Raw genomic sequence first — 12,615 nt, forward strand, 5'->3', positions numbered from 1 at the left:
AGGGCACGGAGATGGTGATGCCCGGGGACAACGTGCAGATGACGGTGCAGCTGATTGCGCCGATCGCGATGGAGCAGGGTCTGCGCTTTGCGATCCGCGAGGGCGGCCGCACCGTCGGCGCCGGCGTCGTCGCCAAGATCCTGGTCTGAGTCCGGCCACCTGCTGCACCCGTCAAGACACTTAGGGGCATAGCTCAACTGGCAGAGCGTCGGTCTCCAAAACCGAAGGTTGGGGGTTCGATTCCCTCTGCCCCTGCCAACCCGTTTGGCGCCAGCAATCCCGATTCCCCCGGCAGAAACCCTCTCCATGGCCAACCAGAACATCGAAGTCGTCACCTCGGGCGCTGACCGCGCCAAGGTGGCGCTCGCCGTGGCCGCGGTGATCGCCGGCGTTGTCGGGTTCTACCTGCTGGCGGGCCAGCCTGCGGTGCTGCGCATCGCGGCCTTCCTGGCCGGGCTGGTCGGCGGTGGCGTCATCGCCTGGTTCTCGGGGCCGGGACAGCAGTTTTTCGCATTCGCCAAGGATTCCTGGTCCGAGACCCGTCGGGTGGTCTGGCCCACCCGCAAGGAAACCACCCAGGTCACCCTGATCGTGTTCGCGTTCGTGGTGGCCATGGCCCTGTTTCTCTGGCTGGTCGACAAATCGCTCGAGTGGGTCCTCTATGACCTCATCCTGGGCTGGAAGAAGTAGATGACCAAGCGCTGGTATGTGGTTCATGCCTATTCGGGCATGGAAAAGAGCGTGGCCCGGGCCCTTCAGGATCGTGTCGAGCGGGCCGGCATGCAGGAGCAGTTCGGCAAGATCCTCGTGCCGACCGAAGAAGTCGTCGAGATGAAGAACGGGCAGCGGGCGATCACCGAGCGCCGCTTCTTCCCGGGGTATGTCTTCGTCGAGATGGACATGACTGACCTCACCTGGCACCTGGTGAAGAGCACCGCCAAGGTCACCGGTTTCGTCGGCGGGCACGGGCATAGTCCTGCGCCGATCTCCGAGAAGGAGGTCGCCAAGATCATGGCCCAGATGCAGGAAGGCGTCGAGAAGCCCAAGCCCAAGGTGCTGTTCGAGGTGGGCGAAATGGTCCGCGTCAAGGACGGTCCCTTCACCGATTTCAACGGCAACGTCGAGGAAGTCAACTACGACAAGAGCCGGGTACGGGTCTCGGTCACCATCTTCGGCCGAGCCACCCCGGTCGAACTCGAGTTCGCGCAGGTCGAGAAAGTCTGATCACCCGACGGCGGGTCTGCCCGCCGTCGTCCGGCGTCGCTTCCCGGCGGCGCCACCCCGAGGAGCGGCAGTAGGGACTGTCCCGAACCCGCGCTAGCACTCAATCCAGGAGCAGCCTCATGGCGAAGAAGATCGTCGGCTTTGTGAAACTGCAGGTTCCTGCAGGCAAGGCCAACCCCGCCCCCCCGATCGGCCCGGCCCTCGGCCAGCGCGGCCTGAACATCATGGAATTCTGCAAGGCCTTCAATGCCCAGACCCAGGGCATGGAACCGGGCCTGCCCATTCCGGTGGTGATCACCGCCTACGCCGACAAGTCCTTCACCTTCGTGATGAAGACGCCGCCGGCGACCATCCTCATCAAGAAGGCCGCCAAGATCGACAAGGGCTCGCCCAGGCCCCATTCCGACAAGGTCGGCAAGATCACGCGTGCACAGGCCGAGGACATCGCCAAGGCCAAGATGCCTGACCTCACCGCCGCCGATCTCGATGCCGCGGTGCGCACGGTCGCCGGCTCTGCACGCAGCATGGGCATCATCGTGGAGGGTCTCTAAATGGCCAGGATTTCCAAGCGGGTCAAGGCGAACGCCCAGCGCGTCGACCGGACCAAGCCGCTGCCGCTCGCCGAGGCGCTGAAGGTCGTCAAGGAATGCGCCACCGCCAAGTTCGATGAATCCATCGATGTCGCCGTGCAGCTCGGCGTCGATGCCAAGAAATCCGACCAGGTCGTCCGCGGCTCGGTGGTCATGCCGGCCGGTACCGGCAAGACCGTGCGGGTGGCGGTGTTCACCCAGGGCCCGAAGGCCGATGAGGCGCGGGCCGCCGGTGCCGACATCGTCGGCATGGAGGACCTCGCCGAGCAGGTCAAGGCGGGCAACCTGAACTTCGACATCGTGGTGGCCTCGCCCGATGCCATGCGGGTGGTCGGTACGCTCGGCCAGATCCTCGGTCCGCGCGGCCTGATGCCCAACCCGAAGGTGGGCACGGTCACCCCCGATGTGGCGGGCGCGGTGCGTAATGCCAAGGCGGGTCAGGTGCAGTACCGCACCGACAAGGCCGGCATCATCCACGCCGGCATCGGCCGTGCGTCGTTCGAGGTCGACAAGCTCGAGACCAACCTGCGGGCCCTGATCGAGGCGCTGAACCGGGCCAAGCCCGCGTCCTCCAAGGGGATCTACCTTCGCAAGGTGGCGGTGTCGAGCACGATGGGAGTGGGTGTCCGGGTCGACACCGCGGCCTTCTCGGCCGCGGCCAACTGACGCGGACGAAAGAACTTTGGGCCGTCGTGCCCGGGCCGACGCCACCCAGTCTGGTGGTGTCGGAGCGGGTTCGGCGGGTTGTCAAAGACCGCAGGGGGCGCAGTGCGCCGGCCGGCAGCATCGGCGGGCAAGCGGGCACCTCAAACCGGGTCCTGTTTTCCAGGATCCAACCCTGCGCAGATGGCGGTCCCGAAGCGGTTTGTAGCGGTTCGTCGATGGCGAATTCGGTCGCAAATTGAGCTCGGTCGCCGTAATCAGGCAGGTGCAAAGGCGCAAGCCGGCGCACCGTTCACAGGAGCTGGACCATGGGTCTTAACCGCACCGAAAAGGCCGCGGTCGTTGACGAAATCGGAGCGAAGGTCGCTTCCGCTGGCGTCATCGTCGTCGCCGAGTACCGTGGTCTGGGAGTTGGAGCGTTCACCGCACTGCGCAAGCAGGCGCGCAGCCAGGGCGTGCACCTGCGTGTTCTCAAGAACACGCTGGCGCGCCGCGCGGTCGCCGGAACGCCGTTCGAGCCGCTGTCCGCCCATCTGGTCGGCCCGCTGCTCTACGGCATCTCCGCCGACCCGGTGGCCTGCGCGAAGGTCCTCAACGACTTCGCCAAGGGCAACGACAAGCTGGTCCTGAAGGCCGGCGCCATGCCGAATTTCGTCATGGATGCCGCCGCCGTCAAGGCACTGGCCTCGTTGCCCAGCCGCGAAGAGCTGCTGGCCAAGCTGCTGGGCACCATGCAGGCGCCCATCGCCACGTTCGTCCGCACGCTCAACGAGGTGCCGGGCCGGTTCGTCCGGACCCTCGCCGCGATCGAGAAGCAGAAGACCGAGGCTGCCTGATCCTTCAGGCGCGCGCTGCACGCAAAGACTTCCCGGAAACACGCAAACCGCTGAATCAAGATACTGGAGCTAACAATGGCACTGAGCAAACAAGAGATCCTCGACGCCGTCGCCGGCATGTCCGTGCTGGAGCTGTCCGAGCTGATCAAGATGATGGAAGAGAAGTTCGGCGTGTCGGCTGCCGCCGCTGCCGTGTCCGTGGCTGCCGCCCCGGCCGCCGCCGCTGCGCCGGCCGAAGAGAAGACCGAGTTCACCGTGGTGCTGGCCGCCACCGGCGAGAAGAAGGTCGAGGTCATCAAGGTCGTTCGCGCGGCCACCGGCCTGGGCCTGAAGGAAGCCAAGGACCTGGTCGACGGCGCTCCGAAGCCGGTCAAGGAGGGCATCTCCAAGGCCGACGCCGAGGCCCTCAAGAAGCAGCTCGAAGACGCCGGCGCGAAGGTCGAGCTCAAGTAAGTTGTTCCCCGACGACGCACTGCACCCGGAACCCGCCCCTCCTCAGGGTCGGGCGGTTCCGGGTTTTCGCGTCTTTGCGGGGACTGAGGTCTGGCGAGTTGCCGGCCGCCGCCATCCGGCGACGGTCTGCGCAGCCGCCCGGACCCCAGCCTCTGCGTGAATCACGGAGTGTCCATGAGCCAGCCCTCGTCCTACTCGTTCACCGAGAAGAAGCGCATCCGCAAGACCTTTGCCAAGCGCCCCGTCGTGCTCGACGTCCCCTATCTGCTGACCACGCAGATCGAGTCCTACCAGCAGTTCCTGCAGGCCGAGGCGGTGCCCCTGGAGCGCAAGCCCGAGGGTCTGCAGGCGGCGTTCGGCTCCATCTTCCCGATCGTCTCGCACAACCAGATGGCACGGCTGGAATTCGTCAGCTACCAGCTCGGCAACCCGGTCTTCGATGTCAAGGAATGCCAGCAGCGCGGCCTCACCTTCTGCGCGCCCCTGCGGGCCCGCGTCCGTCTGGTCATCATGGACAAGGAGGCGGTCAAGCCCACGGTCAAGGAGATCAAGGAGCAGGAGGTCTACATGGGGGAGATTCCCCTCATGACCACCACCGGCTCGTTCATCGTCAACGGCACCGAGCGGGTGATCGTCTCCCAGCTGCACCGCTCGCCGGGCGTGTTCTTCGAACATGACCGCGGCAAGACCCACAGCTCGGGCAAGCTGCTGTTCTCGGCCCGGATCATTCCCTATCGCGGCTCCTGGCTCGATTTCGAGTTCGATCCCAAGGACATCCTCTACTTCCGTGTCGACCGCCGTCGCAAGATGCCGGTCACCATCCTGCTCAAGGCCATCGGCCTGAATCCCGAGCAGATCCTGGCGCACTTCTTCGTCTTCGACAGCGTGCAGCTGATGGCCGAAGGCGCCATGCTCGAACTGGTGCCCGAGCGCCTGCGCGGCGAGATTGCCCGCTTCGACATCACCGACCGCGATGGCAACCTGATCGTGGCCAAGGACAAGCGGATCAACGCCCGCAACATCCGCGACATGGAGAAGGCGCAGATGACGCGCATCTCCGTGCCCGAGGAATACCTGCTCGGTCGCATCCTCGCGCACGCGGTGATCGACGCTGAAACGGGCGAGGTCGTGGCCAACGCCAATGACGAGCTCACCGAGGAGCTGCTGCGCAAGCTGCGCACGGCCAAGGCCCGCGACCTGAAGGTGCTCTACACCAACGATCTGGACCAGGGTCCGTACATCTCGCAGACCCTGCGCCTTGACGAGACCGTCGACCAGAACGCTGCCCGGGTTGCCATCTACCGCATGATGCGCCCCGGCGAGCCGCCCACCCCGGATGCGGTCGAGGCGCTCTTTCACCGGCTGTTCTACAGCGAGGAAGCGTACGACCTGTCGAAGGTCGGCCGCATGAAGTTCAACCGCCGGGTCGGCCGCGATGAACTCGTGGGCCCGATGACCCTGCTCAACGACGACATTCTCGCGGTCATCAAGATCCTCGTTGACCTGCGCAACGGCAAGGGCGAGATCGACGACATCGACCACCTCGGCAATCGCCGCGTGCGCTGCGTCGGCGAGCTGGCCGAGAACCAGTTCCGCGCCGGCCTGGTGCGGGTCGAGCGCGCGGTCAAGGAGCGCCTGGGCCAGGCCGAGACCGAGAACCTGATGCCGCATGACCTGATCAACAGCAAGCCGATCAGTGCCGCCATCCGCGAGTTCTTCGGCTCGTCGCAGCTGTCGCAGTTCATGGACCAGACCAACCCGCTGTCCGAGATCACCCACAAGCGGCGGGTGTCGGCGCTGGGCCCGGGCGGTCTCACCCGCGAGCGCGCGGGCTTCGAGGTCCGCGACGTGCACCCCACCCACTATGGCCGGGTCTGCCCCATCGAGACGCCCGAGGGTCCGAACATCGGCCTGATCAACTCGCTGTCGCTGTATGCGCGCCTGAACGAGTACGGCTTCCTCGAGACCCCGTACCGCAAGGTCACCGACGGCCAGGTCACTGACGAGATCTCCTACCTGTCGGCGATCGAGGAAGGCCGTTACGTCATCGCCCAGGCCAATGCCGCGGTCGACGAGAACGGCCGCCTCACCGGCGAACTGGTGTCGGTGCGGATCAACGGCGAGACCCAGCTCTCCTCGCCCGATCGCGTCACCTACATGGATGTGGCGCCCAGCCAGATCGTGTCGGTGGCGGCCTCGCTCATTCCCTTCCTCGAGCATGACGACGCCAACCGCGCGCTCATGGGGTCGAACATGCAGCGCCAGGCCGTGCCCTGCCTGCGGCCCGAAAAGCCGGTGGTCGGCACCGGCATCGAGCGCACCTGCGCCGTCGACTCCGGCACCGTGGTCACCGCCCGTCGCGGCGGCCTGGTCGACTATGTCGATGCCAACCGGATCGTCATCCGGGTCAACGATGACGAAGCCGCCGCCGGCGAAGTCGGTGTCGACATCTACAACCTGATCAAGTACACCCGCAGCAACCAGAACACCAACATCAACCAGCGCCCGGTGGTCCGCAAGGGCGACCGAATCGCCCGCAACGATGTGGTCGCCGACGGCGCATCCACCGACCTCGGCGAACTCGCCCTCGGCCAGAACATGCTGGTGGCGTTCATGCCCTGGAACGGCTACAACTTCGAGGACTCCATCCTCATCTCCGAGCGCGTGGTCGCCGATGACCGCTACACCTCGATCCACATCGAGGAGCTGTCGGTGCTCGCCCGTGACACCAAGCTCGGTGCCGAGGACATCACCCGCGACATCTCCAACCTGTCCGAGTCGCAGCTCTCGCGCCTCGACGAGTCGGGCATCGTCTACATCGGTGCCGAGGTCCAGGCCGGCGACACCCTGGTCGGCAAGGTCACGCCCAAGGGCGAGACCCAGCTCACCCCCGAAGAGAAGCTGCTGCGCGCGATCTTCGGCGAGAAGGCCTCCGACGTGAAGGACACCTCGCTGCGTGTGCCCTCGGGCATGAGCGGCACGGTCATCGATGTCCAGGTGTTCACCCGAGAGGGCATCCAGCGCGACAAGCGTGCCCAGTCGATCATCGACGACGAGCTCAAGCGCTACCGTCTCGACCTCAACGACCAGCTGCGCATCGTCGAGAACGATGCCTTCTCCCGGATCGAGCGCATGCTTGCCGGCAAGGTCGCCAACGGCGGACCCAAGCGTCTGGCCAAGGGCGCCGAGATCACCGCCGACTACCTCGCCGAGGTCGATCGCTGGCAGTGGTTCGAGATCCGCCTCGCCGACGAGACCGCCGCCTCGCAGCTCGAGGCCCTCAAGGAATCCATCGAGCAGAAGCGCCACCAGTTCGACCTTGACTTCGAAGAGAAGCGCAAGAAGCTCACCCAGGGCGACGAGCTGCCCCCGGGCGTGCTCAAGATGGTCAAGGTCTACCTGGCGGTGAAGCGCCGCCTGCAGCCCGGCGACAAGATGGCCGGTCGCCACGGCAACAAGGGCGTGGTCTCGCGCATCGTGCCGGTCGAGGACATGCCGCACATGGCCGACGGCACGCCCGCCGACATTGTGCTCAACCCGCTGGGCGTGCCCTCGCGGATGAACGTCGGCCAGATCCTCGAGACCCACCTCGGCTGGGCGGCCAAGGGCATCGGTCTGCGCATCGGCGAGATGCTCAAGGCCCAGCAGAGCGCCGAGACCATCCGTGGTCTGCTGCGCAAGATCTACACCGACCCCGGTCAGCGCGCCGGCGTCGACGGCCTCTCCGATGCCGAGGTGCTCGAGCTTGCCGGGAACCTGCGCAACGGCGTGCCCTTCGCCACCCCGGTGTTCGATGGCGCGACCGAGCCCGAGATCCGCGAGATGCTCGACATCGCCTTCCCCGACGACGATCCGCGCACGCAACTGCTCGGCTTCACGCCGAGCAAGACCCAGGTCACCCTCTATGACGGACGGACCGGCGAGGCCTTCGATCGCCGGGTCACGGTCGGCTACATGCACATGCTGAAGCTGCATCACCTCGTCGATGACAAGATGCACGCCCGTTCCACCGGCCCGTATTCGCTGGTCACCCAGCAGCCGCTGGGCGGCAAGGCGCAGTTCGGCGGCCAGCGTTTTGGCGAGATGGAGGTGTGGGCGCTCGAGGCCTACGGCGCCGCCTACACGCTGCAGGAGATGCTGACCGTCAAGTCCGACGACGTGAACGGCCGCACCAAGGTCTACGAGAACCTGGTCAAGGGCGAGCACACCATCGACGCGGGCATGCCCGAGTCGTTCAATGTGCTCGTCAAGGAAATCCGGTCCCTCGGCATCGACATCGATCTCGAGCGCATCTGAGCCCTCGCCCAACGACATCCAGGAGCATTCCATGAAAGCGTTGCTCGATCTGTTCAAGCAGGTCCAGGAAGAAGAGCACTTCGACGCGATCAAGATCGGGCTTGCGTCGCCCGAGAAGATCCGGTCGTGGTCCTTCGGCGAGGTCAAGAAGCCCGAGACCATCAACTACCGCACCTTCAAGCCCGAGCGCGATGGCCTGTTCTGCGCCAAGATCTTCGGTCCGATCAAGGACTACGAGTGCCTGTGCGGCAAGTACAAGCGCCTGAAGCACCGCGGCGTCATCTGCGAGAAGTGCGGCGTCGAGGTCACCCTCGCCAAGGTCCGCCGCGAGCGCATGGGCCACATCGAGCTCGCCTCGCCCACCGCGCACATCTGGTTCCTGAAATCGCTGCCGTCGCGTCTGGGCATGGTGCTCGACATGACGCTGCGCGACATCGAGCGCGTGCTCTACTTCGAAGCCTACGTGGTCATCGAAAGCGGCACCACGCCCCTGAAGCGCGCCCAGATCATGACCGAGGACGACTTCCTCGCGAAGACCGAGGAATACGGCGACGAGTTCCGGGCCATGATGGGTGCCGAAGGCATCCGCGAGCTGCTGCGCTCGATCGACATCGACCGTGACATCGAGACGCTGCACAAGGATCTCGAGGCCACCGGCTCCGAGGCCAAGATCAAGAAGATCGCCAAGCGGCTCAAGGTGCTCGAGGGCTTCCAGCGCTCGGGCATCAAGCCCGACTGGATGGTCATGGAGGTGCTGCCGGTGCTCCCGCCCGAGCTGCGCCCGCTGGTACCGCTCGACGGCGGCCGCTTCGCGACCTCTGACCTCAATGACCTCTATCGCCGGGTCATCAACCGCAACAACCGCCTCAAGCGCCTGCTCGAGCTGAAGGCGCCCGAGATCATCGTGCGCAACGAGAAGCGCATGCTGCAGGAGGCGGTCGACTCCCTGCTCGATAACGGTCGTCGCGGCAAGGCCATGACCGGTGCGAACAAGCGTGCCCTCAAGTCGCTGGCCGACATGATCAAGGGCAAGGGCGGTCGCTTCCGCCAGAACCTGCTCGGCAAGCGGGTCGACTACTCCGGCCGTTCGGTGATCGTGGTGGGGCCGCAGCTCAAGCTGCACCAGTGCGGTCTGCCCAAGCTGATGGCGCTCGAGCTGTTCAAGCCGTTCATCTTCAACAAGCTCGAGACGATGGGGATCGCCACCACCATCAAGCAGGCGAAGAAGTACGTCGAGACCCAGGAGCCGATCGTCTGGGACATCCTCGAGGATGTCATCCGCCAGCATCCGGTGATGCTCAACCGTGCGCCCACCCTGCACCGCCTGGGCATCCAGGCCTTCGAGCCGGTGCTGATCGAAGGCAAGGCCATCCAGCTGCATCCGCTGGTGTGCGCGGCCTTCAACGCCGACTTCGACGGCGACCAGATGGCAGTGCACGTGCCGCTGTCCATCGAGGCGCAGCTCGAGGCGCGCTCGCTGATGCTCGCCTCCAACAATGTGCTGTTCCCGTCCAACGGCGAGCCCTCGATCGTCCCCTCGCAGGACATCGTGCTGGGCCTGTACTACACCACCCGCGAGAAGATCAATGCCAAGGGCGAGGGCATGTTCTTCAGCGATCTCGGCGAGGTGCTTCGCGCCTACGACAACCGTCAGGTCGAACTCGGCACCCGCATCACCGTGCGGCTGCCCGAGTTCGTCCGCGAGGCCGACTCCGAGGCCTTCGTGCAGCGCATCACGCGGGTCGAGACCACCGTCGGCCGGGCCCTGCTCTCCGAGATCCTGCCCAAGGGCCTGCCTTTCGAGTTCATCAACAAGGCACTCAAGAAGAAGGAGATCAGCAAGCTGATCAACGCCTCCTTCCGGCGCTGCGGCCTGCGCGAAACCGTCATCTTCGCTGATCAGCTGATGCAGAACGGCTTCCGCCTGGCCACCCGCGCCGGCATCTCGATCGCCATCGACGACATGCTGGTGCCGCCGCAGAAGACCCGCCTGCTCGCCGATGCCGAGAAGGAGGTCAAGGAGATCGAGCAGCAGTACACCTCGGGCCTGGTGACCCAGGGCGAGCGCTACAACAAGGTGGTCGACATCTGGGGCCGCGCCGGTGACGAGGTCGGCAAGGCCATGATGGACCAGCTGCGCACGCAGAAGGTCATCGACCGCCACGGCAAGGAAGTCGACCAGGAGTCGTTCAACGCCATCGACATGATGGCCGACTCGGGCGCCCGCGGCTCGGCTGCCCAGATCCGCCAGCTCGCCGGCATGCGCGGCCTGATGGCCAAGCCTGACGGCTCGATCATCGAGACCCCGATCACCGCGAACTTCCGCGAGGGTCTCAATGTGCTGCAGTACTTCATTTCCACCCACGGCGCGCGCAAGGGCCTCGCCGACACCGCCCTGAAGACCGCGAACTCCGGCTATCTCACCCGCCGGCTGGTCGATGTCACCCAGGACCTGGTAGTCACCGAGGACGACTGCGGCACCACCAACGGCGTGGCCATGAAGGCCCTGATCGAGGGCGGCGAGGTCATCGAAGCCCTGCGCGACCGGATCCTCGGCCGCGTGGCCACCCATGATGTGGTCGTGCCCGAGACCCAGGCCACCCTGTACGAGGCGGGCACCCTGCTCGACGAGGACAAGGTCGACGAGATCGAGCGTCTGAGCATCGACGAGGTTCGCGTTCGCACCCCGCTCACCTGCGCCACACGCTATGGCCTGTGCGCCAAGTGCTACGGCCGCGACCTCGGCCGCGGCTCGCTGGTGAACTCCGGCGAGGCGGTCGGCGTGATTGCGGCGCAGTCCATCGGCGAGCCGGGTACCCAGCTCACGATGCGCACCTTCCACATCGGTGGTGCAGCCTCCCGTGCGGCGGTCGACAGCTCGGTCGAGGCCAAGTCCAATGGTCGGGTGAGCTTCACGCCCACCATGCGTCACGTGACCAACGCCCGCGGCGAGCTGATCGTCATCTCCCGCTCGGGCGAGATCGTCATCGGTGACGACTTCGGCCGCGAGCGCGAGCGTCACAAGATCCCCTACGGCGCCACCCTGCTCGTCGAGGATCGCCGCGAGGTCAAGGCCGGCACGCCGCTGGCCACCTGGGATCCCATGACCCGGCCGATCATCACCGAGTACGCCGGTCGCATCAAGTTCGAGAACGTCGAGGAAGGCGCCACCGTCGCCAAGCAGATCGACGAGGTCACCGGCCTGTCCACCCTGGTGGTCATCGACGCCAAGCGCCGCGGCACCGCGGCACGCAATGTCCGGCCGCAGGTCAAGCTGATCAATGAGGCCGGCGAAGAGGTTCGCATTGCCGGCACCGACCACGCCGTGACCATCAGCTTCCCGGTGGGCGCGCTGATCACCGTGCGTGACGGACAGGAGATCGGTGTGGGCGAAACCCTCGCCCGGATCCCGCTCGAATCGCAGAAGACCCGCGACATCACCGGCGGTCTGCCGCGGGTGGCCGAGCTCTTCGAGGCCCGCTCGCCCAAGGATGCCGGCATGCTTGCCGAGGTCACCGGCACGGTCTCCTTCGGCAAGGACACCAAGGGCAAGCAGCGCCTGGTCATCACCGACATGGATGGCGTGGCCCACGAGTTCCTGATCGCCAAGGACAAGAACGTGCTGGTCCACGACGGGCAGGTGGTCAACAAGGGCGAGATGATCGTCGACGGCCCCGCCGATCCGCACGACATCCTGCGCCTGCTGGGCATCGAAGCGCTCGCGCGCTATGTGGTCGACGAGGTCCAGGATGTCTACCGGCTCCAGGGCGTGAAGATCAACGACAAGCACATCGAGGTGATCGTCCGCCAGATGCTGCGCCGCGTGCAGATCGTCGATCCGGGCGATGCTCCGTTCATCATGGGCGAGCAGGTCGAGCGCTCCGAACTGCTCGACGAGAACGACAAGGTGCGCGAGGCCGGCAAGGTCGAGGCCACGTACATCAATCTGCTGCTGGGCATCACCAAGGCCTCGCTGTCCACCGACTCGTTCATCTCGGCGGCCTCCTTCCAGGAGACCACCCGGGTGCTGACCGAGGCGGCGATCATGGGCAAGAAGGACGATCTGCGTGGCCTGAAGGAGAACGTGATCGTCGGCCGGCTCATCCCGGCTGGCACCGGCCTCGCCTACCACCGGGCGCGCAAGGCCAAGGAGCAGAACGAGGCGGCCGAGCAGGCTGCGCTCGCGGCGGCCGAGGCCGAAGCGCTGTTCTCCATGCCCTCGACCGAGACCGAACCGGCCGGGATCGCCGACGAGGGCGCGGAGTCGCAGGGCTGATCCCTCCCGCAGCGGTCGATGCGTGCGCACATCGACCGCTTGCAGGGGGATTGTTCAGGATCTATAATCGAAGGCTTTCCGTCAAACGCCGGCGCAATCGTTCGCCGGGCCGGCAGGTCGTGAATACCTACGCGGAACATCAGCGGGGTGCTCGCGGCGCGGTGACAACAGGGTGACCAGGCGTCATCCCAAGGAAATATCGAATGCCCACCATCAATCAGCTCGTGCGCCAGGGTCGCGAGACCGAACAGCTCAAGAGCAAGAGCCCGGCGCTGCA

At 65.7% G+C, this 12,615-nt stretch carries 9 protein-coding genes, 1 tRNA gene and 1 pseudogene; all 11 read left to right on the plus strand.

Annotation, left to right across the window (positions count from 1 at the left end):
• On the plus strand, window positions 1–149 hold a 149-nt coding region (locus AC2H6A_RS13010; protein WP_484271631.1), incomplete at its 5' end, for an EF-Tu C-terminal domain-related protein.
• A 33-nt stretch (window positions 150–182) separates the two neighbouring features.
• Window positions 183–258 (plus strand) — tRNA-Trp (locus AC2H6A_RS13015).
• Window positions 259–306: 48 nt separating this feature from the next.
• Complete coding sequence (gene secE / locus AC2H6A_RS13020) at window positions 307–690, plus strand: preprotein translocase subunit SecE (RefSeq protein WP_484274030.1); 384 nt, start codon at window positions 307–309, stop codon at window positions 688–690.
• Window positions 691–1,224, plus strand: coding sequence for a transcription termination/antitermination protein NusG (nusG, locus tag AC2H6A_RS13025; RefSeq protein ID WP_484274031.1), 534 nt, complete (start codon window positions 691–693; stop codon window positions 1,222–1,224).
• 119 nt (window positions 1,225–1,343) lie between these two features.
• The gene (gene rplK, locus AC2H6A_RS13030) at window positions 1,344–1,775 is read left to right on the plus strand and encodes a 50S ribosomal protein L11 (RefSeq protein ID WP_484274032.1); all 432 of its coding nucleotides are present in this window, start codon (window positions 1,344–1,346) and stop codon (window positions 1,773–1,775) included.
• A complete protein-coding gene (rplA, locus tag AC2H6A_RS13035; protein WP_484274033.1) occupies window positions 1,776–2,480 on the plus strand; it encodes a 50S ribosomal protein L1 in 705 nt (234 codons plus the stop codon).
• 305 nt (window positions 2,481–2,785) lie between these two features.
• Window positions 2,786–3,313 (plus strand): 50S ribosomal protein L10, encoded by a 528-nt coding sequence (rplJ, locus tag AC2H6A_RS13040; RefSeq protein ID WP_484274034.1) that lies wholly within the window; start codon window positions 2,786–2,788, stop codon window positions 3,311–3,313.
• A gap of 75 nt (window positions 3,314–3,388) precedes the next feature.
• Window positions 3,389–3,766: a 50S ribosomal protein L7/L12 gene (gene rplL, locus AC2H6A_RS13045; protein WP_484274035.1), complete on the plus strand. Its 378-nt coding sequence runs from the start codon at window positions 3,389–3,391 to the stop codon at window positions 3,764–3,766.
• A gap of 174 nt (window positions 3,767–3,940) precedes the next feature.
• Window positions 3,941–8,062, plus strand: a complete 4,122-nt coding sequence (gene rpoB / locus AC2H6A_RS13050) for a DNA-directed RNA polymerase subunit beta (RefSeq protein ID WP_484274036.1) — start codon at window positions 3,941–3,943, stop codon at window positions 8,060–8,062.
• Between the two features lie 31 nt (window positions 8,063–8,093).
• Complete coding sequence (gene rpoC, locus AC2H6A_RS13055; protein WP_484274037.1) at window positions 8,094–12,338, plus strand: DNA-directed RNA polymerase subunit beta'; 4,245 nt, start codon at window positions 8,094–8,096, stop codon at window positions 12,336–12,338.
• Between the two features lie 203 nt (window positions 12,339–12,541).
• A pseudogene (rpsL, locus tag AC2H6A_RS13060) lies at window positions 12,542–12,615 on the plus strand (30S ribosomal protein S12); the annotation flags it as partial.

Source organism: Quisquiliibacterium sp., assembly GCF_982640115.1.